Raw genomic sequence first — 23,393 nt, 5'->3', positions numbered from 1 at the left:
ATGACTGACTACAGCCAGTTCGCGAAGCTCAGCCCGTTCGAACTGAAGGACGAACTCATCAAACTGGCGTCAACGAAGACCGAGATGGTCATGTTGAACGCTGGTCGCGGCAATCCGAACTTCCTCGCAACGCTACCACGGCGGGGCTTCTTTCGGCTCGGGCTCTTCGCCGCGACAGAATCGGAGCTGTCGTTTTCCTATATGCAGCAGGGAGTAGGTGGCCTGCCGCGCATCGAAGGGATCGAAGCGCGGTTCGAGCGCTTCATCGCGGACAATCGCGAACAGGAGGGCGTCGACTTTCTACGACGTGCCATCAGCTACGTTCGTGATCAGCTCGGCCTTTCCGCATCGGACTTCCTCCACGAGATGGTGGAGGGTATCCTCGGCTGCAACTATCCGGTCCCCCCACGCATGCTTCGGGTCAGCGAGGACATCGTTCGCCAATACCTGATGAAGGAGATGGTTGGCGGGCATGTTTCCGCAAAGGACGTGGACGTCTTCGCAACAGAGGGCGGAACCGCGGCGATGACCTACGTCTTCGACAGCTTGAAGAAAAACCACCTTGTGAAGAAGGGTGACAAGGTCGCGATCGGCATGCCGGTCTTCACGCCATACATCGAGATCCCAGAGCTTGATGCCTACGCGCTTGAGGAAGTCGCTATCAACGCCGATCCAGAAGCGGGCTGGCAATACCCGGAAGCCGAGCTCGACAAACTCAAGGATCCGGCGATCAAGATCTTCTTTTGCATCAATCCCAGCAACCCGCCCTCCGTCAAGCTGGACGAGAAAAGCCTGAAGAAGATTGCTGATATCGTAAAGAACGACCGCCCTGACCTGATGATCCTGACCGACGACGTCTACGGGACGTTCGCGGACGATTTCAAGTCACTCTTCGCCACATGCCCGAACAACACCATCCTGGTCTATTCCTATTCAAAGTACTTCGGTGCGACGGGGTGGAGGCTTGGAACCATCGCGCTCCACCACGACAACGTTATCGACAAGGCGATAGCAAAACTTTCGAGCGATACGACGGCTGCGCTCGATAAACGCTATTCGTCGATCGTCACGGACGTTTCCGCCCTCAAGTTCATCGATCGTCTGGTTGCCGACAGCCGTACCGTTGCGCTCAACCATACTGCGGGCGTTTCCACGCCGCAGCAGGTGCAGATGGTCCTGTTTTCGCTGTTTGCGCTCATGGACGAACATGACAGTTACAAGGCCACGCTCAAGAGCGTGATCCGCCGCAGGCAGGCAGCACTCTACACCGAACTGGGCATCGATATGCCCGACAACGAGAATTCGGTCGATTACTACACGCTTCTCGACCTCGAGAAGATCTCACTGAAGCTGTATGGTCCGGACTTCGCGGCCTGGGTGAAGAAGGAATTCTCGGCCAACGAACTGCTCTTCCGTATCGCCGACGAGACGGGGATCGTTCTTCTGCCGGGCAGAGGGTTCGGAACCCAGCACCCCTCCGGTCGGGCATCTCTCGCGAACCTGAACGAGTTCGAATATGCAGCAATCGGTCGTTCGCTTCGCAAGATGGCGGATGAATACCATGCCGCGTTCCTGAAGAAGCGGAAAGGAAAATGACGCCACGATCGTTTTGATCCCCGACCTGGACGTTCAGCGAAGACGAAGCAGAACGCCATGGACGAGCTGTCCTCAGCGGGTATCTCTGATTTCGGCGCGAGTGGGCCACAGACTTTCTGCAAAGGCCAATGGCCTGCACCTCAAACTGCTCGGCAATTCCAGGGCGTCGCCAACGTCCATGCCTGTGTATTCAGCACCCAGGCAATGGAGGGTGCATGCCATCCTGGTAAGACCCGGTCGACTGCGGTAGGCTGCCCGCTCACAGCCAGGTTTCCTCGCGTCAGACGCTTGTTACGGGTTCTTCCCGCGCCACTCTTCGTATTCTCCCCGAGCGTCTTCGTGGAGCGGATAATATCGTTGTAATGAGCCGCCTTGCATGAGCTTCATTCGGGAGAATTCTTCCCAGTCGTGGTGCGTCTTTGACTCTTCGATCACTTTCTCGGCCATAGCAACGGGCAACACCACCACCCCGTCATCGTCAGCCACAATGATATCGCCAGGGATCACGGTGACGCCGCCGCAGGCGATCGGGACATTGACGGCGTTCGGGTAGATGCTGGTTTGCACATGATAGTTCGGTGTCCATCCGCGCAACCAGAGCGACAAATCCAGCTTCTCGACGTTCGGCCTGTCGCGCATGCAGCCGTCAATCACGATGCCAGCGCCGCCTCGGCCCCTGAAATAGGTCGACATCATATCCCCAAAGACGCCGGAACTCATGTCGCCACGTGCATCGACGACGACCACATCGCCCTCCTGTACGTGATAGAGCACATGTCGATGTAGCTGGGTCTCCGGATCCGCATACTCGCCTTCACTGAAGAGATCCGGTCGCTGTGGCAGGAACTGCAGCGTCAAGGCAGGGCCGACGATCGATTTGCCTTTGGTCTGCGACACCGGGCCGATCATATGTGGATTGCGAAACCCCATGTGGCCGAGAGTACCAGCGATCGTTGCTGCACCGATTTCCTTCAGCGCGTCGATCAGTTCTTTTGGTGGCCGCTGAATGTCTTGGGTCTTTATCATGCTGAGCTCCAGTGTTGCGTGATTACCAGTTCGTGACAGAACCGTCGCGGCGCCTGAGGTGAGGGGCTTCCCAAAAGTGAAAGCTCTGAGCTGCAATCGCATCCTCATTGACCTCGACGCCGAGGCCGGGAAGGTCGCTCACCGGATACTCGGTTCCGTCGAGCCTCGGTTGCACAGGAAAGAAGTCGGAGTTGTCGAAGCCGAGCTTGACCTCAGGGGCTCTGGTCTCCAGCCAGGCAAAGTTCGCCACTGCAGCGCCGAAATGGATAGTCGCAGCGGTGCACACTGGACCGAGCGGATTGTGCGGCATCAGGTCCACATAATGGGCCTCGCTCCAACCCGCCACCTTCATCGCCTCGGTCAGCCCGCCGACATTGCAAACGTCGATCCTGTTGAGCTGATGGAGGTCTTGCTCGATGTAAGGCAGGAACTGCCACTTGCTGGCAAATTCCTCGCCGATGGCGAATGGAATGTCTGTCATCTTGCGCAGCGCCCCGTATGCACCTGGCGTCTCGTCCCTTATCGGCTCTTCTAGGAAGTCCAGAACTCCGCGTTCCAGCTTGTTGCAGAAGCTTGCCGCTTCAGCCACCGACAGCCGATGATGGTAGTCGATGCCCAGGACAACATCACCTCCCAAAGCCTCGCGGGCCTTATTCAGCATTGCCGCAGTCGCTCCAATCGACTCTCTTGGCTCGAAAACGTCTCGACTGCTTTGGCCTGCCGGGAAAAACCGGATCGCCTGCCAACCCTCGTCACGCAATTCGATCGCACGTTCGATCGCGGCATCTCCTTCCGCCTCGTCACCCGTCGATGCAAAGGTCGGTATCTTCTCGCGCTGTTTGCCACCCAACAGCTCGTAGACTGGGACACCCAGTGCCTTGCCCTTGATATCATGAAGCGCAATATCGATCGCAGATATTGCCGCCTGGAGAACGCGACCACCTTCAAAATACTGGCTTCGGTAGAGCTCCTGCCAGATGCGGCCTATCTGCATCGCGTCGCGACCGATCAGGAACTCGCGATAGTGTTCGACAGTTGCTGCAACCGCCTTCTCGCGACCGCTCAACCCGCTCTCGCCCCAGCCAAAGATGCCGCCATCGGTCTCGACCTTCACCAGCATCTGATTGCGTATGCCCACCCATACTGGATATGGCTTGATTGCCGTGATTTTTAGCTTCACCGTCATCGACGCCTCGTACCGCGCTTTTCCATCATTTACTCAGCCCTGAGCGCCATCTCGGTTTCGCCATCGAAGAGATGCATTCGCTCCTGATCGAATTCGAGCCAAATCTGTTCGTCAGGCGCAACGCTGACTGAAGGTGGCACGCTGATGTTCACGATGGCACCGGATAAAAACGCCTGTACGAAGGTAACGTCTCCTGTTGGTTCAACCGTATATGCCTTTGCAGGCACGCATCCCGGAGCCGCGTTCTTGTGGAGTTTTATGGTGGAGTGGCGTGCTCCCAAAACGACCTTCCTGGATGAGGCTTTCGCAACCTTTCGGGCATTTTGGGGCGAGAGTTCAAGTCGCCAACCCTCGGCACTGGTCAACACGGTGTTCCCACCGGCAGTCGCTGCCTCAAGCGGGACGAGGCTCATCGCCGGACTGCCGACGAAACTTGCCACGAACATGTTCACCGGATTGGCAAAAACCTGTGCCGGCGTGTCGTATTGCTGCAGATAGCCGCCGTTCATCACCGCCATTCGGTCGGCCATGGTCACTGCCTCAAGCTGATCATGCGTCACATAGATAATCGTGGCTTTTAGATCCTGATGGAACCGCTTGATCTCGGAGCGCATCTGGACGCGTAGCTTGGCGTCAAGATTGGAAAGCGGCTCGTCCATCAGAAACACCGCGGGATCGCGCACTAGTGCGCGGCCGAGTGCTACGCGCTGCTGTTGACCTCCGGACAGCTCGCGTGGCTTGCGTTCGAGCAGTTGCGTCATGTCGAGGACGCGGGCTGCCTCTTTGACTTTTCTGTCGATCTCGTCCTTCGGCAATTTGCGCATCTGGAGCGGAAAGGCCAGATTTTTATAGACCGACTTTTGAGGATAAAGAGCATAGTTCTGAAACACCATGGCGATGTCGCGGTCCTTGGGATCGAGGTCGTTGACGACCCGGTCGCCAATGACGATATCGCCAGATGTCACCGTGGTTAGCCCCGCCACCAGGTTGAGTGTTGTCGTCTTGCCGCAGCCCGATGGGCCGACAAGTGCTACGAACTCACCATCGTTGACCGTCAGAGAGACGCATTTAACGGCGTTGAAGCTGCCGTAATTCTTGATCAGATCTTTCAAGACCACATGGGCCACAGGCAACTCCCTAGTGCTTGACCGCGCCTTCGGTAAGCGCGCGTACGAAGTATCGTTGCAGAAGCAGGAACAGGACGACGACGGGGACGCTCATCATGAAGCTCGCCGCCATGAGTCCTGGAAAGTCGGTGGTGTTTTCCGAGAAGAAGCGTTGGATACCCACCGGTAGCGTCAACTGGTCATTCTTCGATAGAAAAGTGTAGGCGTAGATGTACTCGTTCCACGCACCGATGAAGGAATAGATCGCCGTCGCGATGATCCCGGGCGTGGAAAGCGGCACGACAATCAACACGAAGGCCCGGAAGCGTGTCGCGCCGTCGATCCGTGCCGCTTGCTCAAGCTGAATCGGAATGTTGTCGTAAAACCCTTTCAGCAACCAGATCGCCAACGGCAAACCGAAGGTGAGATAGGTCAACACCAGGGACCCGTGGGTGTTCACCAGTCCGATCGCGCGCATGAGGATGAAGAGCGGCACGAGGAAGATCACCGCCGGGAACATATTACGCAGCAGCACGGCAAAAAACATGAAGTTCCTGCCGGGAAACGTGAAGCGTGAGAATGCATAGGCCGCAGGGACAGCGACAATCACCGATAGGATCGTCGTCGCAGTCGAGACAAAAAGGCTGTTCCAGAAAAACCGCAGGAAGTCCTGGCCCACGCTGTTTTGCGGGTCGAGCAGCTTCTTATAGCTAGCGAGTGTCGGTTGGTCAGGCCACCACTGCGGTGGGAATTGCATCGCGGCAAAACCCGATTTGATCGAGGTGAGCAGCATCCAGACCATCGGCAGTGCTGTGTAAAGCAGCATGAAGACCAGGAAGATGCGTCCGCCCCACCGCCATCCATCGATCCGGCTACGGCGTTGCTCCTGGCGTGGTCGAACGGGTTCTGCGATCGTACTCATTCAGCCTCTCCCTTCTGGTCATTGCTGCTGAGCGCGCGGACGTAAAAGTAGCCAAAGGACATCAAGATCATGAAGAGCAGGACAGAATATGCCGAGGCTACGCCCCAACGCTGGCGGCCAAAGGCAAGTTCGTAGATATGCGTGATCCAGATATGCGACGCATTCGACGGTCCTCCTCCAGTCATGATCCAGGGAATGATGAAGGAGTTGAAGTTGGCGACCGCAAGCAAAAGAATGGTCACCGTCGAGACGTTCCTGACGTGCGGAAAGGTGACATGCCAGAACCGTTGCCACGCGTTTGCCCCGTCGACCTTGGCGGCGCGCAGCAGTTGATCGGGAACCGTCTGGAGACCCGCCATCATCATGATCATAGCGAACGGAAATTCTCGCCAGATATTCACAACGATGAGTGAGGGAAGAACGGTATCGACGTTGTCGATAAAGTTGGGTGGTCGGTCGGCAAGACCAAGACCCACCAGGACCGCTCCGATCACGCCGAAGTCCGAATGGTAGATCCACTTCCATATGTAAGACGCCGCAACCGCGCTGATCACCCATGGGATGATCAGGATGGCGCGTAGGATGGCGCGCCCAGTGAAGTCGCGATGCAGCGCCAGCGCACAGGCAAATCCAAGGACAAACGAAATGAAGGTGGATCCGACCGTCCAGATCAGCGTGTTCTTGGTAACCGTCCAGAAGACCGGGCTTTTCAGGATCGCTGTGTAGTTATCGATCCCGACGAAGATCTTGTCTCGGAGCTGCAGGCCGGGAGGCGTGTTAAAGAACGACAGCTCGATCGTGTAGTAAATCGGGTATGCAATGACGATAAGCATGACGGCGATAGACGGGAGCACGTATGCATAGTCAAAGCGGTGATCCCAGATCCTGCGCAACACCCCTGGCTTGTGGTGCCGTTGGATTGGGGACACGTCGGCCTTTCCAGTTAAAATCGTCACTGTGCGGAGCCCTTCATCCGTGGAAAAGAGACCGGCTGCAGACTGGTCGGCAGCCGGTCAGTTTGTCGGACGTCAACTAGAGGCCACCGTCCATCAGTTCCTTGACCTTCTTGGCCGCGTCATCAGCTGCCTGGTCAACCGTCATGGCGCCAGTCAACGCGTTCTGAAGCATGTCCGGGACGATGATGTTCATGATCTCGGGCGATTGCGGTAGCGCCGGGAAGGGAATGCCGTAAGGCAACATGGAAGTGGTGACATCCAGGAACTTGATCTTTTCCAGGCGGTCCTTCATCCACTTTGTCTTGAAGCCGTTCAGGTTTCCGGGGTTCGACCCCACATAGGCAAGCTTCAGCGACCACTCCGGGCTTGACCACATGCAGGCGATCGCCTTGGCAGCAGGCTCGTCGACCTTGCCACCCTCTACATATTCGGGCTTCAGGATATGGATGTTCGAACCGCCGAAGACGACGGCTCGCTTTCCATCGGGACCCGTCGGGATGAGGCCATAACGCATGTTGTCGATGACTGTCTGCGCTTTTTCCTTGTCGGTCGCAGTGGCCTTCTTCTGAAGGTCGAGCATGACGTCATAGTCGGAAGGATGGGAGACCATCATGCCGAGCTGGCCAGCCAGGAAGAGCGGCTGATTGTCGGCCTGCTGGTTGGTCAGGGCCGAAACCGGAACCGATTTGTCGCGGACATACATGTCATAGGATGCCTGCAAGGCCGCCTTGCTCTGTGGGCTCGCAAGCTCAACCTCTTTATAGGTCGGATCTGGAGAGGCCTCGTCGAATACACTGCCGCCATATGCCCAAAGCTGCGGCATGAACCGATAGGGCGTGTTGCCGGCATTCTTTCTGGCAACCAGTCCGTAACCGGAAACACCAAGCTTATCATGGATTTGCTTGGAATACTTGACAACGTCGTCCCAGGTCGCAGGCGCCTTGTCAGGGTCTAGGCCCGCACGCTTGAAGATGTCGGCATTCCAGATAAACGCCATCGTCTCGTTGTTTGTCGGGATGCCGTAGGAGACACCATCCCAGGTCACAGCTTTCATTGCGCCCGGCCAGAAATCCTGGGTGGAATAGCCGATATCTTCGGGTTTAAGAGGCTGAAGATAGCCCTTCGAAGCGAACTCGACGCCGCCTAGGATCTGCAGGCGAACGGCCATCGGGGCGGCATTGCCAAGGAGTGCAGTTCGGAACTTGTCGAGCAGGTCGTTATAGGTGAGACCCTGTTCCTCTAGCTGGATATTTGGATAGGTCTTGCGAAACGTCGCAAAGAACTCCTTGTAGTACTCCCGCAGCGAGTCTGGATCCCCCTCGAAGACGCCTTGGTACCAGAACGTCAGACGTCCTTTGTAGTCGAGCGGCGTAATCTTGTTGCAGTCGGCTGCGGTATCGAAGTCCTGAGTGCCGGCAATCGAGCGGACGTATTCCGGTGACCACTTGCTCAGGTCCACCGATGCGCCCATTGCCGACGCAGACATAAGCGACACCAGCAATGCAGTCGAGACAGTGGCGCGCAGGACGGCACCACCGAGTGAAATCCTCGTCATAGGTATCCTCCAGGTTCTCCCAAGCCGCTCTGCCCATGGCAGGCGGTCCTCATCCGCTGGGCTGACCTCCTCAAGTCAGTGTATCCCCTCGGGCAGATTGCACGTTTTCAGATCAAGGTATGTCTGTCAATCTGCAAAGTCGTACATTGTTTGGGCCGGATTTGCGTGATAGTCGAATAGCTAGAGTACGAATGGGGATTGAGTTGACCGAGACTGCTGATTTCAGAGCCAGGCCGCCCGAAGGCATTGACGCCGATGGAGCATCAAGTGAGGGGGCCTCGCTCTACAAACTGATAAGGGACGACATCATCGAGGGGCGCCTGGCAGCAAACGAGCGGCTGGTCGTCACCGACCTTGCCCGACGCCATGGCACCTCGACCAATCCGGTTCGCGAGGCACTTCAGCTGTTGCGCGGAGAAGGATTCGTCACCTTCGTACCCAATCGAGGCGCTCGCGTGCGACCGATCGATCAGGATTTCGTCCGGGATATCTACGAGATTGGTGTCCTGATCGAGCCGGCACTGACGCGATGGTTCGTCACTATGGCGACAGTGGAAGACATCGCCGAACTCGAACGCATCCAGGCACTCATCGAAGAGAACAATTTCGATGACACGTTCAAACACAGTGAGCTCGACACGGCCTTCCATACGGTGATGTACCAGAAGCATTATAACCGCCATGCAGCGGAGCTATGGTGGAAGCATCGTGAGGTACTTCGCGCTGTCGGTCGTCGCTTCAATTTCACGCTTGCCCGCCGCGCTGCCATTCTGGCCGAGCATCGGGAGCTGATCGCGCACGTAAAATCGGGAGAAGCCGACGCAGCGGCTGAGCTCGTCGCTCGCCATGTCGAAGGCTCAGGCCGACACCTGCTGGAACACATGCGAGCCCGTATCGCAGCCCGCGCGGGATAGCCAACGCCACACCATAACCAATCCCGTACGGAAGCCCATCCGACATAGTCAAAGGTAGCTCAGATGAAAATCACCAGCGTACGGCCGTGGCTCATAAAATCTGATGCGTCTTATTGGGGAGAGTTTCTGTTTGTCGAGGTAACGACCGACGAGGGTTTGAGCGGTTGGGGAGAAATCACAACGACGACCAAGCTCGCCAATCGTGCTCTCTGCACGATCCTGCGTCAGATCGGCCAGGCCCTGAAAGGCGAGGACCCCGCACGCATCGAGTATCTGTGGCACAAGATATTTCGCAGCTTCACCTATATGGGGAGCCGGGGAGCTGCGGTCGAGTGCGTCAGTGCGATCGACATTGCTCTTTGGGACATCCGCGGCAAGGTCCTCGACAAGCCAGTCTTTGAATTGCTCGGGGGCCCAGTACGCGAAGAGATCGCCCTTTATACCCATCCCAATCAGGCAAAGTTCACCAGCAAAGAGGCCGTGATCAGCGAGATCCGAGACATCGTTGATTCCGGTCACACCGGCCTGAAGTTCGATCCCTTTCCCCAGCAGGGCCGCATCACCGATGGATATGCGCGCGAACAGCGAGATGGCTACCTCGATGGCGGCATGTCGCGCAAGGATGAGCGGGAAGCCGCCGAACTCACAGCACTCATCCGTGAGACGGCCGGGCCTGACGTCGACATTCTCATCGATGCTCACGGTCGGTTCGATGTTCCAACGGCAATCCGCCTTTGCCGGAGCCTCGAGGAGGCCGGCCAGATTGACTGGTTCGAAGAACCTTGCCCACCAGAAAGCCTGAACGCCCTCAAACAGGTCCGCGAGAAAGTGAGTGCTCCTATTTCCTGGGGCGAGCGTGGTCACACCAAGTGGGACTTCGTTCAAGTGCTCGAAAACAGGCTCGCGGACTACATCATGCCCGATGTCACCTGGACCGGCGGCATCACTGAACTCAAGAAGATCTCGGCGCTTTGCGAAGCCTATTACATTCCCGTCTCGCCGCATGACGCCGCTGGCCCGATCAATGTGGTCGCCGGTGCCCAGGTCATGATGACCGTGCCGAATTTCTACAAACTCGAAACATCCGAGTGGAACCTCGGTAAATACGACCACCTCATCGACCGCCCGCTTGATGTCAAAAACGGCCATCTAAGGCTCAGCCCTAAACCCGGGCTCGGCGTCGAGATGAACCGCGACTACCTTCAAGACCACGAGATTGCATTGGACTGACCGACGTTTCCAGCTGTGTCGACCATCAGGCGACCAGTTTATCGATTAGAACGAGGATGATATCATGCGAGAGGACGTTAGCGCCGAAGCAGCGCTCGATCGTGTAAACTCCAATTCCAAGCCATCCGAACTGCGTATTACCGATATGCGCGTCGCCGAAATTGTCGGCGCACCATTCAGCTCAGCACTTCTCAAGATCTACACCAATCAGGGGATTGTCGGGCTCGGTGAGGTACGAGACGGTGCCAGTGCGACCTACGCCTTGATGCTGAAGAGCCGATTGCTTGGCGAAAACCCCTGTGACATCGACCGTCTGTTTCGCCGTATTAAGCAGTTTGGCGGGCACGGGCGTCAGGGAGGCGGTGTATCGGCCGTGGAGATTGCCTTGTGGGATCTCGCTGGCAAGGCCTATGGGGTACCGATCTACCAGATGCTTGGAGGGCGCTTTCGAGAAAAGATACGTGTCTACTGCGATACGGATGCGACCGTTCCAAGCGGCACCGAAACGGGCAGGCGTCTGAAGCAGCGCATGGACCTCGGTTTCACGTTCCTGAAAATGGACCTGGGCCTGATGCAGATCGCAGATGTGCCAGGAGCGGTGGTGTTTCCCGCAGGATCGCTTGAAGGATACCGCAGCGATCCGACCCGCGGTCCGCTGAAAACGATCGACGAGCGGCGCATGCGCAATGCATCCTACGATCTCCACAATGTCCAGCATCCGTTCACCGGGCTTCATTTCACCGACAAGGGCCTCGATCTTCTTGAGCAGTATATTGCCGAGGTGCGCGAGGTGATCGGGATGGACGTGCCGCTGGCGATTGACCACATCGGCCACATCTCGATGCAAAATGGCATTCGCCTCGCACGGCGCATCGAGAAATACGTGCCGGCCTGGTTGGAGGACGTCATCCCATGGCAGTTTACCCAGCAATATCGACAGTTGCAGGATGCGACCACGGTGCCAATCTGCACGGGCGAGGACATCTATCTCAAGGAGGGCTTCGAGCCTCTTCTGAAAAGTGGTGGGGTTTCGGTGATCCATCCAGACCTCCTCACCAGCGGAGGGATACTTGAGACCAAGAAAATCGGCGACATGGCGCAAGATCAAGGTGTTGCGATGGCAATCCACATGGCCGAAAGCCCGATCGCCGCGATGGCCGCCGCACATGTTGCGACAGCGACCGAGAATTTCATGGCGCTTGAATACCACTCCGCCGACGTTGACTGGTGGGACGATATCGTCACCGGGCTCCCCAAGCCCCTGGTGAAGGATGGCTTCATTACGGTGACAGACAAGCCGGGCCTCGGAATAGACGATGTCGTCGACGAGGTCATATCGCAGCATTTGCAGCCGGGTGTCTCCGGCATCTGGCAGCCCACCGACCGTTGGGATGACGAGTATTCCTGGGATCGTACCTGGAGCTGAAGCAGGAGGGAAAAAACATGAAGATCACCGATCTACGCTGTGCCGTTATCGGCAGACATCCAATCGTGCGCATCGTCACCGACGAAGGTCTCTATGGACTGGGCGAAGTCGAATTCACCAAGTCCTATCTCAAGCCGTGGGTGCTGCATTTCCGCGATGCGCTCATCGGTGAAGATCCGACCGATGTCGAGCGCGTCATGCTCAAAATCCGGCAGCGTGGCTCCTTCAAGCCCTATGGGGCAGCCGTCAGCGCGATCGAGCACGCGCTATGGGACATCGCCGGCAAGGCCGCCGGCGTGCCGGTTTACAAGCTGCTTGGCGGCAAGGTGCGAGATAAGGTGCGGGTCTATAACGGTTCGATCCGACGCAAACGGACAGGCGACCGGCCGGAAGACTACGCAGCCGACGTCAAGTGGATGATGGAGCAGCCACAGAACTTCTTCATGGTCAAACAGGGGATTTCCTTTCACTCGAACATGAAGGATACGATCGACGACTTTCATTATGGCGTTACGCAGAAAAAGGCAGGCTACCACGGCGCCATGGATCAAGGCGTGATTAGCGAGCGCGGCTTCAACCATATGCTCGACTGCGTCATCGCCATGAAGGAGGTTCTCGGCGACAGGGTTAGCCTTGCGCTCGATTGCGGACCGGGATGGATGTTGCCCGACGCGATCAAATTCGCTCGTGCGGTCGAAAAGTACAATCTGATGTGGCTCGAGGACATGTTGACGGGCGACTACGTGCCTTGGGTCAACCCCCAGGCCTACCGCGAACTGACGACCTCCACCTCCACCCCCATCCACACCGGGGAACAAATCTATCTGCGCCACAACTTCAAAGAGTTGATCGAAACCCAGGCAGTCCGCGTTATCGGGCCGGATCCCGCCGATATCGGCGGTATCGCAGAGCTAAAGTGGGTCGCCGAACACGCCTACATGCATTCGATCCTGATGGCGCCGCACGGCACGGCAAACGGCCTGCTGGGTCTCGGCGCACTGATCAATGTCTGTGCCACGCTGCCCGCAAATTACGTGGCCTTCGAATACCCATCGGCATCCGATCCCTGGTGGGAGGATCTGGTTATAGGGTTACCCAAGCAGATCGTCAAAGACAGCATGGTCGACGTCCTCGAAGCGCCAGGGCTCGGCCTCGACATCGATGCGCAAGCGGCAAGGAAATATCTCGCGGAAGAAGACGCCGAGTTCTTTGACTAGACCGATCGCTTCGATGAACCGGTAGCTGTGACTGCCTTTGCTTACGACTGGGCCGGGCAGTCGAAAGCAATGGCCCAATCAAAGCCCATAGCGCGTCTTCGCAGCCGTTACTTTTGCACTTGCGATCGAGGTGCAGTGGCGTAGCGGTCGCCGTGAGGGGTAATTTTCGCGAACTCCGCGTCGATCTTGTCCATCTCCTCGTCGGAAAATTCGACAGATGCCGCGGCGATGTTTTCCTCAAGGCGGTGGATCTTTGTTGTTCCAGGAATAGGAACGATCCATGGCCTGCGAGCAAGAAGCCATGCAATTGCGATCTGTGCGGCCGTCGCGTTCTTCTTTTTGGCGACTGACTGAATTGCGTCGATGATAGGCTGGTTTGCCGCGCGATTTTCTGGCGCGAGGTAGGGATTGGTCTTGCGTTGATCGTTATCGGCGTCGAAGCTCGTATTCTCACCCATCGTTCCCGAAAGAAAGCCGCGCCCAAGCGGGCTGTAGGACACGAAGCCGATCCCCAGTTGCTCCACGGTCGAAAGAACGGTTTTCTCCGGCTGTCGCCACCACAGCGAATATTCACTTTGAAGTGCCGCGACCGGCTGTACCGCATGCGCGAGCCGAATGGACTGATCGTCGGCCTCCGAAAGGCCAAAGTGCAAAACCTTTCCCTCCCCAATCAGGTCACGAACCGTTCCAGCGACGTCAGCCATTGGCACTTCGGGATCAATGCGGTGCTGATAAAGAAGGTCGATCCTGTCCGTCTTCAGCCTGAACAGCGATGCCTCGACCATCCGGCGAATGCTTTCTGGGCGACTATCGAGACCGGTATTGGGACGACCATCCTTAAAGCCAAACTTCGTTGCGATCACGACGTCGTCGCGAATGGGTGCAAGACCTTCTCCAACGATCGCTTCGTTCGTGAACGGCCCATAGATCTCGGCAGTGTCGAAAAACGTTATGCCGCGGTTGAAGGCTGCGCGCAGAAGAGCAATTGCGTCCTCGCTGCGCAAGGCAGGTCCGCGATGATGGTTCAGCCCCATGCAGCCAAAGCCGATCGCCGAGACCTCTGGACCGGATCTGCCAAGTTTGCGCTTTTGCAAGATTGTTCTCCCACCAACCGAAAAGAGGATTTCGTCTTATCCTGCCAGCGCCGCCGACAGTCCCAACGAAATAGTTCGCGTGCAGGAAATGGCAATCATTGACAGCTTGTCGCTGAAGGTCTTCCTCCATCGGACGGTCCGATCAAGGTCATGGTTTGTTGTCGGATGACGCTCAAGGCATCTCAATTCTTATTTCTCGCTTCCGTGATCGCGCGGCAGTGTGCATGTGTCCCGATCCAAGCATCGTGTCGGAAACGTCTTCTCTAGAGTAGAGCCAGCGCAACGATAAGGGCCGGCACCATCACAACGATCCCGATTTTCAGGAATGAAAGGGCACTCACATGGATCCCTTCGCGCCTAAGAGCTGCCAGCCACAATATCGTTGCTAGAGATCCTGTCACCGAAAGGTTGGGGCCCAGATCAACGCCGATCAGTACCGCACCTGCCACCCGATCGGAAACCTGCGCCAGGCCGACTGCGCTGCCCGCGAACAGTCCGGCGGGAAGGTTGTTGACGACATTCGACAAGAACGCCACCCCGATCCCTGCGGACGCAATCGCACGTGCTTCGGAATGAGCGCTCAGCGATTGCAGTACCCCTGCGAGCATTGCTGTTGCGCCAGTCTGATTGATCGCCTCGACGACAACAAAAAGACCCGCGACCAGCGGGATAACGCTCCAACTGATCTCGTGCACGATACCGAGCGGACTTTGCCGGACAACGGAAAGAACAATCAACGTTGTGACTGTGCCCGCAATGAAGGTAGGCATGCCCAGATCGAGATGAGCCGCCGACGCCCCAAGAAGAACGATGGCAGTGATGACCAGTCCGGCTCCGGCGAGGCGAGCCGGGAGTGACAGATCGGGGCGGGGAACATCGACGGCCAGCGTCTCGGCAGAGATCGCCTTACGCTGCGTCAGGTAAAGTGCCACGAATGTCATGATGATCGCACCGATCGAAGGCGCGAGGAAGATTGTCATCCAGCGTCCGAGCGACGGCATTTCGCCGCCGGCGAAAATGACGAGGTTCGCCGGATTGGAGATCGGCAGGACAAAGCTTGCGGCATTGGCGATGAAGGCGCAGATCAGTAGATAGGGAAGGGGATTGTTGACCTTGGCGGCTCGGCAGGCGGCATATACGGCGGGCGTCAGCACAACCGCCGTCGCGTCATTGGACAAAAGCGCTGTAACGACGATGCCGACCACATAGACGAGAAAGAAAAGCTTTTTGGGTGACCCTTTTGCATAGGACGTGGCAATCGCCGCGACCCAATCGAACAGGCCCTCCTTGCGCGCAAGTTCAGACAGCAACATCATGCCTATCAGAAACAGGTAGACGTCGGTCCCCTTCGTGACACCGATCCAGACCTCGCCAGGTTCGAGGATGCCAAGTGCCAGGATCAAGGCTGCACCTGCAACCGCCCATACGGCTTCAGGAAGCCGGAATGGGCGCACGACGACACCAGCTGCCGTGGCGGCAGCGATTGCAAACGTATAGACCGATGGGTTCATTTCATGTCCGGTTGGATCTCAGGCCGCTTGCTGGGCGGTCATTTGGTCGGGTTCAGGTCTCCTGGGCCGGCGAAGCCCGTCGAGCAAGAGGTAAATAACCGGGGTCGTATAAAGGGTAAGCAACTGGCTGACCAGCAGGCCGCCGACAATTGCGTAGCCGAGCGGTTGCCTCAGTTCAGACCCTGCTCCATGTCCGATGGCAAGTGGCAGACCTCCAAGCAAAGCAGCCATCGTCGTCATCAGGATCGGTCGGAAGCGCATTTGAGCCGCCTGCACGATTGCTTCCTCGCTCATTAGCCCATCCCGCTCTCCCTGTATGGCAAAATCGACGAGCATGATGCCGTTCTTCTTGACGATCCCGATCAGCAAAATGACGCCAATCATTGCGACCAGCCCAAAATCAAACCCAGCCAGATAAAGAGCAAGCAGCGCGCCAAGACCAGCAGATGGGAGGGTGGACAGGATCGTCAGTGGGTGGATCAGGCTTTCATAGAGAACGCCCAGGATGATGTAGACGACGATGAGGGATGCAAGGATCAAGAGCGGCACGGTTCCAAGAGAATCCTTGAATGCCTTGGCACTTCCTGAAAAACTCGTCTGTAATGATGCCGGCGGATGCATTTCCGCCACTGCGGTTTCGATTGCCTTTGTGGCCTCGCCCAGCGCGACATTGGGAGCAAGGTTGAACGAAATCGTCACGGAGGGGGATTGGCCCTGGTGAGAAATGGAGACAGGGGAAACGCCTTCTGTCGACCATTTGGCGACGACGGAGAGCGGCACGAGTGTGCCATTGCTTGCCCGTACCGAGAGCCGATCCAATGTTGCGATGTCGCGCTGTAAGTTCGGAAGGACCTCGAGAATGACCCGGAACGTGTCGGTCTGGGTCGAATAGGACGCCACCTGACGCTGCCCGAAAGCATCATACAGTGTGTCGTCAATTGAAGAGGGAAGCACACCGTAAAGGGTAGCAGCCGCTCGGTCGATCTTGACCGAGAGGTTCGGAGCCTCCGCCTGCTGATCGCTGCCGACGTCGCGCAATTCTTCAAGGCTTTGAAGCCGGCTCGTCACCTTCGTTGCCCATTCGCCAAGCTCTGCAATATCGGCGTCCTGCAGGGTAAACTGGTATTGGGTCTTGGCCGGCCGCGCGCCGATATTGATATCCTGGGCAGATTGCATGAAGAGCTTGATGCCCTGCTGAGCGTTGAGCGCGGTACCAAGCCGGTCAATAACTTGCTTGGCGCTGGCATCGCGATCTTCAAGCGGTTTCAGTGTTATGTTGACATGGCCTTGGTTGAGAGCGTTGCCGCCATTGCCGCCGCCGATATCCATGAAAACCGAGTAAACCGCCGGATCTTTCATGATAATGGCACTGACCCGCTCCTGCAGCTTTGCCATTTCGGAAAAGGAGATGTCGGGCGAGGCTTGAGACAATCCACCGATGAAACCGGTATCCTGCTCTGGGAAGAAGCCCTTGGGAACGATGACGAAAAGATAAGCTGTCGCAGCAAGTGTCGCAATGAACAAAGCAAGCGTCAACAGGCGGTGACGGATGAAGGGCTTTAGTGACCTGATATAGGCTGCGGTTAGTCTGTCAAAAAACACCTCCCCCGCGCGATAGAACCATCCTTGCTGAGATCGCTCGATAGGGCGGATGAATTTCGAAGCCAGCATCGGCGTCAGCGTAAGCGAAACAAGCGCGGATATGATGATGGCGATCGTCAGCGTCAATGCGAATTCGCGAAACAGTCGTCCGACTATGCCACCCATCAATAGGATCGGGATCAGCACCGCAATCAAAGACAGGCTGATCGAAATGATGGTGAAGCCGATCTCGCGTGCTCCCTGCCTGGCGGCGACATCCGGCTCGACGCCGTCCTCTATATGACGCGTTATGTTTTCCAGCATGACGATCGCGTCGTCGACGACAAACCCGACAGCGACGACCAGTGCCATTAGCGACAGGTTGTCCAGGCTAAAGCCCAAAGCCCACATCGGCGCCAGGGAGCCGACAAGCGCAATCGGCAAGGTCATTGCAGGTATGATCGTTGCCCTAATGCTCCTCAGAAACAGGAAAATGACGACAACGACGAGACCAATGGTCAGCATCAAGGTGAATTGAACATCGTCCACCGAAGCACGAATGGTTGTCGTGCGGTCGGTTACCAGCTCCAGTTTTATCGACTTCGGCAATGAGGCTTGCAGTGAAGGCAACTGTTTCTTGACGGCGTTCACAACGGCAATGACGTTGGCGCCTGGCTGGCGAAAGACATCGAGCGCGATGCCTCGCTCGCCATTTGTCCAATGCGCCATCTTATTGTCTTCCGCACCATCGACGGCCTGTCCGATATCACGAATGCGGACCGGCCCGCCGTTCCTGTAGGCAATGACAGCATCGTTCCATTCGGCGCTGGTGGCGATCTGGTCGTTTGTGTAGATCGGAAAGGTTCGCGTCGGATCGTCGATATTACCTTTAGGCGCGCTGAGGCTGAGGTCACCGATTGCTGTTCGAACGTCTTCAAGGGTGACGTCTGCCTGAGCCAGCCTTCCAGGATCAACCGCAATGCGAATTGCCGGCTTCTGCTTGCCGCCGATATTGACGAAGGCGACACCGGACACCTGGCCAATTTTCGAAGCGACATTGCGCTCGATATACTCGTCGAGTTCAGGCAGCGTGAGTACGTCAGAACTTGCCGAGAGCTGTAGAACGGGGGCGTCAGCGGGATTTGCCTTGTGAACCGTCGGTAGGGACGTCATGTCCTTGGGCAGTTGTCCGGCCGCTTCGCTAATTGCTGTCTGCACATCGCTTGCCGCTGTCTGAATATCTTGGTCTAGCCCAAATTGAACTGTGATCGAGCTCGTACCAAGCGAGCTGTTGGAAGTCATTTCGCTAATGCCCGAAACCCTCGACAAGGCATTCTCAGCCGGCTGCGCGACACTAGCAGCCATCGTCTCAGGCGAAGCGCCAGGAAGATTTGCCTCAATCTGTATGGTCGGAAAATCGATCTGCGGAAGGGCTGAGACCGGCATGAAAGGGTAGCAGATGGCGCCTAGAAGAAAGATGCCGCTCATGATCAATCCGGTCGCGACCGGATGAACGATGAAGAAATCGGATAAGTTGCCCGCGCGCCTTTCCCCGACGTCCTTGTCCATGCTCATGGGGTCGGCCCTCCAGCGAGCGCACCAGCGGGCGACCCGCTCCAAGGCGTTACCTTGACCAACGCGCCATCCCCGATGCGCGATTGTCCGTCCATCACGACCTGCTCGCCGTCGCTAATCCCTTCGCTCACAAGGGCCATGGCGTCGGTGACAAATGCCGTCTTGACCGGGCGGCGTGCGACCTTTCCATCCGCTCCGACAATATAGGCATAAAGACCCCCGCGACCACGAGCGAGCGCTTTGTCTGGAACCACGACACCCTTGCGCCTTTCGACCGTCAGCCTCGTTGCGACCGGCAGGCCGGGCCACAGAATGCTCGTCGCGTTATCAAAGGTGGCTTTGAGGTGAATGGACCCATTGGAGGCATCGACGGAGTTATCAAGCGTTGTAAGCCTCCCATCAGCCAGGATCGTGTTCCCATCCGTGCTGGTCAGTCTGACGGCAGCGATACCGTCACTGAGCGCTTTGCGAATTTCGCCAAATCGGTCACCTGGAGCAACAAAGGAAACACCGATGGGATCCATCTGGGTAATGGTGACGACGCCTTCGGTCGACGCCGCACTTACCACGGAGCCGACGTCTACCTGACGGAAGCCGGCGCGACCTGAAAGCGGTGCGGTAAGGGTGGCAAAGCCGAGCTGCGTCTCCGCACTTTTTATGAGTGCTTCATCATATTCAACGGCGGCGGCCGACTGCTCTGCTGAGGCGGTCTTTTGCTCCAGCGTCGAGGCAGACGCAACGCCCTTTTCGGCAAGCGCCGCATAACGTTGCGCGTCCGTGCGTGCGCTGTAGAGCTGCGCTTCATCTTGTGCCTTCTTAGCCTTTGCGGAGGCAAGAGATGACAACAGCTCGCGGTCATCGAGCTTGAGGAGAACGCTTCCTTTCTTGACCACCTGACCCTCTTCGAAAGCTACCTGGACGACCTGGCCGTCAATGCGTGGCCTGACCGTGACGGATTGAAGCGGCGCGACCGTCCCAATCCCGTTGATTACGCGATCGAGCGTAGCGGTGCGCGCTGCGATGGCCGTGACAGGGATCGCTGGCGTTTCGTCGGCCATCAACGGCCCGGGCAGGATGAGAAAGATGCTGGCAGACACCAGCGTGGAAATGAGCTTGCCCGGCGCGGCAAGCGGTTGAACCAGATGTTTTATCATGCCCGCCACTCCGTGAAAGTCGCCGGGTAACGCGCGCCATTGATTTTAGTTTCAATGGCACGCGCTACCCCTTTAGACCAGTATTCAACGATGCAAGTCACGCAGCACATCATCGACAGCTTCGCCGTGTCGCGGCGGGCCGGGCGGTGGACGCAGTGCGTCAGTCCTGCCATCTTGGTGCCTGCCATCTTGGTGAACGAGGTAGCTGGCGTGCAGGAACCCTTCGTCGAAGCGGCCCTGGATATTAATTGGTTCGTCAAGGACAACGAGCTTGCCATCGTCGCCTCCCGGTCCCGTTTCAATCAGCGCGCGTCCTGTTTCATCCTGAACGATGAACTTGTTGCCGAAAATCTCGGCTACTTTCCCCTTGATCGTCACTGTGCTCCGGCCATCTCTCAGGCTGGAAATCGACGTCGCCGTTAATGGCGCAAGCTCAACGCTTGGAAGCGTGAATTTCATCGCTGCCGCGCCACCGACTGCCCCAATGGCAAGGACCGCAAAGGCTGCGATGCCAGACGCGGCCAGATGAGTGCCAGATCTGGCTTTCGCTTCTTTCCGAGGCGTCGGAGATGCGGGTGTATGGCCGGGGTCTTGTTCGATCGACATTAGGGGTCTCCGTTTTGTAGGACCCCATGACAATAGGCGAGCACGGTTCGAGCAGGCCTGAACGTCGCGGTTCAGCTTCGGTTAAGCAAGTCGAGCTTGGTTTGAATTAATATTCTAATTTAAATTTACTCAATAATAGATTGAAATATATGTATTTTGTATCGATAACTACATCGGTCTTCCCAAATGGCATTGCTGCGGCGGGCCGCGGGATATGCAGCCTCGATTATCGCCTGTGGCGACGCATTCTTGATGCTCAGATACGCACCTTTGGGCGGGCTGGACTAACCGCTGAACATTGCCGCCTGGAACTGGAAGGTCTGACAGTATGTGATCCTTCGCAGGCGAGGCATCATCGACAAGCGGGAGCTGGGGAGCGTACGTTCACGAAGGTGATGCGGTGGTCGAGCGCTGTTTGATCGAGGCCATCGTTGAAGGGAGAGTGTTTTCGTGGCCCTCGTCGCTTCTAGGGGAAGACTTTCAAGGACTTCTCAAACCTGTGTGACAGTCGACCCCGCTCTCACGCTAAGTGTGTCTCCACGGCGAGCGCACGGGCATTCAATGCAATGACCAATTTAATGGTCGCCGTGGAGTAGGGTAATCGGTACTGCAACGCAATCGCCCGGCGCGAACCCATCTGCGAGATCGCACTGGGCGGGAAGTGAGCTCGCCCCCCGCCGCCGCTTCCGACATACTATTGTGGCGCAAGACGCTCCAGCTCATTGAGACGCTTAAGGGCTGCCTGTTGACGAAGCAGGCCGTAATTGATGTTGCTGGCGTTGAGCGTACTCCCTTCCTGATAGGGGAATTGATCAAAGTCTGCGAAGAAGTCCTTGATTTTCCCTTGCACGGGAACGAGAAGCCACATGTTGCGAGCAAGGAAGTCCGTTGCGCCTCCGCCTTCCTTGAGGCCCCTCTCGTAAGGATCCATGCGAAGGTTGAAAATGTTGGCCCAACTTGGGGTTTCACGCGTGGCCGTGGCGATGTTGCCTTCGCTGTTCACCGCGAATGCCAGCTTCCAGTCATTCCACCGGATCGCGTTGAGGTTCCCGCCCTGGTCGAAGTAATAGACGGAATCTCGCGGGCCGGTTTCCACTTCGCCTTTCAGCAGCGGCGAAAGATCGTAACCATCCAGGTGAACCTTGAATTCCTTTGTCCCGGATTTGAAGCCTGATTTCATCTGCTCCTTGACGTCGGATATGCCCGCCGCGGCTGCAAAGGTCGGCATCCAGTCCATAAGCGTGACGATGTCATTGACCTCGGTTCCCGGTTTTACGACGCCGGGCCAGCGAACCATCATCGGAATCCGGAAGCCGCCCTCCCACGTCGTCCCCTTTTCGCCGTGGAACATCGTTTGCGCGCCGTCGGGCCACAGCGCAAGCTCGGCGCCGTTGTCGGTGGTGTAGAGGACGATAGTATTGTCAGCGATCCCGAGCTGATCCAGTTGATCGAGCAACTGCCCGACATGACCATCGTGCTCGACCATCCCGTCTGCATGAATGCCCTTTCCAGACTTTCCGACCGAGTCCGGCTTCAAGTGTGTGAAGATATGCATGCGGGTCGAGTTGAACCAGCAGAAGAAGGGTTTTTCCGCCTTTGCCTGGCGATCTATGAAATTCTTGGCCGCGGCCAAAAACTCGTCATCGACCGTTTCCATGCGCTTGGACGTGAGAGCGCCGGTGTCTTCGATCTTTCCATCAGAGCTTGCTTTGATTACGCCACGGGGACCAAACTGCCTACGGAAGGCAGGATCCTTCGGATAGAAGTAACCCTCTGGCTCTTCCTCAGCGTTGAGGTGATAAAGATTGCCGAAGAACTCGTCGAAGCCGTGCTTCGTCGGCAGGTGCTGGTCCTGGTCGCCCAAATGGTTCTTGCCGAACTGGCCAGTCGCATATCCCTGCGTCTTCATGACGTCGGCAATCGTTGGCATCCAATCCTGGATACCATGGGGATCGCCTGGCATTCCGATCGTCAGCAGACCGGTACGGAACGGTTCCTGACCGAGAATAAAGGAGGCTCGACCCGCCGTGCAGCTCTGCTGGCCGTAGGAATCAGTGAAGATCGCACCTTCCTTGGCGATACGGTCGATATTGGGCGTGCGATATCCCATGAGGCCCATAGTGTACGCACTTATCTGTGGGATGCCGATATCGTCGCCAAAAATGACGAGAATATTCGGCTTTTTGCCAGATGGCGATGCGGTCGACGGTTGAGCTGGCTGTTGCGTTTGGGCAACCGCCTTGCTTGCGGCCGAGGCAGTTGCTAGCGCCGTTAAAGCGAGCGAACTTCCGCCGAGAAGAACGCTGCGCCGGCTTACGGTGTGATGGGCTTCTTCCAGTTTTCCAGTCTCGATATCGTTCATCGGCCTTCTCCTTTGGATGAAACTTCCGCGGGGATTGGCCCTCAAAAACTAACGTTAAACAAGTACGCAACGGTAACATTTACAGGCCCGGGTCGCCACAACTGGCAGATCGAGTGTGCTTCTGTATTGGGAGATCACCCTGGTCGTCGTTACTCGTTGAGATCGAAGTTTTCCATTCGTTTCATGTAGACCAGCAAACCGTTCCGGCGCTCTGCCTCCTCCATCGCTTTGACCACCCTGTCGAACGACGTTTCGCGGTCCTGCTCATACTCACGGCGCGTGTCCGGACGTTGCGAGGTCAACGCGAAACCTGGCGCTTGCATGCCGTGACACAGGCGCGGCATCTCGTGGTCACCGTCCGAGGCGACGTTTGCGT

The 23,393-nt window shown here is 57.1% G+C and carries 18 protein-coding genes; 5 read left to right on the top strand and 13 right to left on the bottom strand.

The features are described 5' to 3' along the window. The gene (locus tag QTL96_RS15250) at window positions 1–1,596 is read left to right on the top strand and encodes a bifunctional aspartate transaminase/aspartate 4-decarboxylase (RefSeq protein WP_289728287.1); all 1,596 of its coding nucleotides are present in this window, start codon (window positions 1–3) and stop codon (window positions 1,594–1,596) included. A 291-nt stretch (window positions 1,597–1,887) separates the two neighbouring features. Here the strand turns inward: QTL96_RS15250 and QTL96_RS15245 are convergent, their stop codons facing one another. From QTL96_RS15245 to QTL96_RS15220, 6 genes are all read right to left on the bottom strand, one after another. Then, a complete protein-coding gene (locus tag QTL96_RS15245) occupies window positions 1,888–2,622 on the bottom strand; it encodes a ribonuclease activity regulator RraA (RefSeq protein WP_289728286.1) in 735 nt (244 codons plus the stop codon). 22 nt (window positions 2,623–2,644) lie between these two features. Next, a complete protein-coding gene (locus tag QTL96_RS15240) occupies window positions 2,645–3,808 on the bottom strand; it encodes a mandelate racemase/muconate lactonizing enzyme family protein (protein WP_289728285.1) in 1,164 nt (387 codons plus the stop codon). Between the two features lie 29 nt (window positions 3,809–3,837). Then, window positions 3,838–4,935: an ABC transporter ATP-binding protein gene (locus tag QTL96_RS15235; protein WP_289728284.1), complete on the bottom strand. Its 1,098-nt coding sequence runs from the start codon at window positions 4,933–4,935 to the stop codon at window positions 3,838–3,840. Window positions 4,936–4,945: 10 nt separating this feature from the next. Next, the gene (locus QTL96_RS15230; protein ID WP_289728283.1) at window positions 4,946–5,836 is read right to left on the bottom strand and encodes a carbohydrate ABC transporter permease; all 891 of its coding nucleotides are present in this window, start codon (window positions 5,834–5,836) and stop codon (window positions 4,946–4,948) included. Beyond that, on the bottom strand, window positions 5,833–6,792 hold the full coding sequence (locus QTL96_RS15225) for a sugar ABC transporter permease (protein WP_289728282.1): 960 nt from the start codon (window positions 6,790–6,792) through the stop codon (window positions 5,833–5,835). Before QTL96_RS15225 ends, QTL96_RS15230 begins: the two co-directional genes overlap by 4 nt. Window positions 6,793–6,868: 76 nt before the next feature. Next, window positions 6,869–8,347 (bottom strand): sugar ABC transporter substrate-binding protein, encoded by a 1,479-nt coding sequence (locus QTL96_RS15220; protein ID WP_113199861.1) that lies wholly within the window; start codon window positions 8,345–8,347, stop codon window positions 6,869–6,871. A gap of 203 nt (window positions 8,348–8,550) precedes the next feature. On the opposite strand from QTL96_RS15220, the gene QTL96_RS15215 reads away from it, so the two are divergent. From QTL96_RS15215 to QTL96_RS15200, 4 genes are all read left to right on the top strand, one after another. Further along, window positions 8,551–9,261, top strand: coding sequence for a GntR family transcriptional regulator (locus QTL96_RS15215; RefSeq protein WP_113199880.1), 711 nt, complete (start codon window positions 8,551–8,553; stop codon window positions 9,259–9,261). A gap of 63 nt (window positions 9,262–9,324) precedes the next feature. Next, window positions 9,325–10,491, top strand: a complete 1,167-nt coding sequence (locus tag QTL96_RS15210; protein WP_289728281.1) for a mandelate racemase/muconate lactonizing enzyme family protein — start codon at window positions 9,325–9,327, stop codon at window positions 10,489–10,491. A 64-nt stretch (window positions 10,492–10,555) separates the two neighbouring features. Beyond that, complete coding sequence (locus QTL96_RS15205) at window positions 10,556–11,917, top strand: mandelate racemase/muconate lactonizing enzyme family protein (protein ID WP_289728280.1); 1,362 nt, start codon at window positions 10,556–10,558, stop codon at window positions 11,915–11,917. 17 nt (window positions 11,918–11,934) lie between these two features. Further along, window positions 11,935–13,134 carry a mandelate racemase/muconate lactonizing enzyme family protein gene (locus QTL96_RS15200; RefSeq protein WP_289728279.1) on the top strand — a complete coding sequence of 400 codons (1,200 nt, stop codon included), beginning with the start codon at window positions 11,935–11,937 and terminating at the stop codon, window positions 13,132–13,134. A gap of 107 nt (window positions 13,135–13,241) precedes the next feature. On the opposite strand, the gene QTL96_RS15195 is transcribed toward QTL96_RS15200, so the two are convergent. From QTL96_RS15195 to QTL96_RS15165, 7 genes are all read right to left on the bottom strand, one after another. Next, complete coding sequence (locus tag QTL96_RS15195; RefSeq protein WP_289728278.1) at window positions 13,242–14,228, bottom strand: aldo/keto reductase; 987 nt, start codon at window positions 14,226–14,228, stop codon at window positions 13,242–13,244. 263 nt (window positions 14,229–14,491) lie between these two features. After that, on the bottom strand, window positions 14,492–15,739 hold the full coding sequence (locus tag QTL96_RS15190; protein ID WP_289728277.1) for an arsenic transporter: 1,248 nt from the start codon (window positions 15,737–15,739) through the stop codon (window positions 14,492–14,494). An 18-nt stretch (window positions 15,740–15,757) separates the two neighbouring features. Continuing rightward, the gene (locus tag QTL96_RS15185; protein ID WP_289728276.1) at window positions 15,758–18,895 is read right to left on the bottom strand and encodes an efflux RND transporter permease subunit; all 3,138 of its coding nucleotides are present in this window, start codon (window positions 18,893–18,895) and stop codon (window positions 15,758–15,760) included. Beyond that, window positions 18,892–20,049 carry an efflux RND transporter periplasmic adaptor subunit gene (locus QTL96_RS15180; RefSeq protein ID WP_289728275.1) on the bottom strand — a complete coding sequence of 386 codons (1,158 nt, stop codon included), beginning with the start codon at window positions 20,047–20,049 and terminating at the stop codon, window positions 18,892–18,894. Before QTL96_RS15180 ends, QTL96_RS15185 begins: the two co-directional genes overlap by 4 nt. Before the next feature lie 84 nt (window positions 20,050–20,133). Further along, window positions 20,134–20,655 (bottom strand): hypothetical protein, encoded by a 522-nt coding sequence (locus QTL96_RS15175; protein ID WP_289728274.1) that lies wholly within the window; start codon window positions 20,653–20,655, stop codon window positions 20,134–20,136. A gap of 694 nt (window positions 20,656–21,349) precedes the next feature. Continuing rightward, window positions 21,350–23,017 carry an arylsulfatase gene (locus tag QTL96_RS15170; RefSeq protein WP_289728273.1) on the bottom strand — a complete coding sequence of 556 codons (1,668 nt, stop codon included), beginning with the start codon at window positions 23,015–23,017 and terminating at the stop codon, window positions 21,350–21,352. Window positions 23,018–23,166: 149 nt separating this feature from the next. Then, window positions 23,167–23,361 (bottom strand): hypothetical protein, encoded by a 195-nt coding sequence (locus QTL96_RS15165; RefSeq protein ID WP_289728272.1) that lies wholly within the window; start codon window positions 23,359–23,361, stop codon window positions 23,167–23,169. Window positions 23,362–23,393: the final 32 nt, after the last annotated feature.

The sequence above is a fragment of the Rhizobium sp. S163 genome (assembly GCF_030380805.1).
GTDB lineage: Bacteria > Pseudomonadota > Alphaproteobacteria > Rhizobiales > Rhizobiaceae > Rhizobium.
The sequence above is the reverse complement of the archived record's forward strand: the minus strand, read 5'-3'. Positions and strand labels throughout refer to the sequence as shown.

Coding starts and splice junctions, on each gene's coding strand:
- QTL96_RS15180 (WP_289728275.1), bottom strand. CDS start 20,049: ATGATAAAACATCTGGTTCAACCGCTTGCCGCGCCGGGCAAGCTCATT.
- QTL96_RS15190 (WP_289728277.1), bottom strand. CDS start 15,739: ATGAACCCATCGGTCTATACGTTTGCAATCGCTGCCGCCACGGCAGCT.
- QTL96_RS15220 (WP_113199861.1), bottom strand. CDS start 8,347: ATGACGAGGATTTCACTCGGTGGTGCCGTCCTGCGCGCCACTGTCTCG.
- QTL96_RS15230 (WP_289728283.1), bottom strand. CDS start 5,836: ATGAGTACGATCGCAGAACCCGTTCGACCACGCCAGGAGCAACGCCGT.
- QTL96_RS15210 (WP_289728281.1), top strand. CDS start 9,325: ATGAAAATCACCAGCGTACGGCCGTGGCTCATAAAATCTGATGCGTCT.
- QTL96_RS15185 (WP_289728276.1), bottom strand. CDS start 18,895: ATGAGCATGGACAAGGACGTCGGGGAAAGGCGCGCGGGCAACTTATCC.
- QTL96_RS15250 (WP_289728287.1), top strand. CDS start 1: ATGACTGACTACAGCCAGTTCGCGAAGCTCAGCCCGTTCGAACTGAAG.
- QTL96_RS15205 (WP_289728280.1), top strand. CDS start 10,556: ATGCGAGAGGACGTTAGCGCCGAAGCAGCGCTCGATCGTGTAAACTCC.
- QTL96_RS15175 (WP_289728274.1), bottom strand. CDS start 20,655: ATGTCGATCGAACAAGACCCCGGCCATACACCCGCATCTCCGACGCCT.
- QTL96_RS15200 (WP_289728279.1), top strand. CDS start 11,935: ATGAAGATCACCGATCTACGCTGTGCCGTTATCGGCAGACATCCAATC.
- QTL96_RS15240 (WP_289728285.1), bottom strand. CDS start 3,808: ATGACGGTGAAGCTAAAAATCACGGCAATCAAGCCATATCCAGTATGG.
- QTL96_RS15170 (WP_289728273.1), bottom strand. CDS start 23,017: ATGAACGATATCGAGACTGGAAAACTGGAAGAAGCCCATCACACCGTA.
- QTL96_RS15165 (WP_289728272.1), bottom strand. CDS start 23,361: ATGCCGCGCCTGTGTCACGGCATGCAAGCGCCAGGTTTCGCGTTGACC.
- QTL96_RS15245 (WP_289728286.1), bottom strand. CDS start 2,622: ATGATAAAGACCCAAGACATTCAGCGGCCACCAAAAGAACTGATCGAC.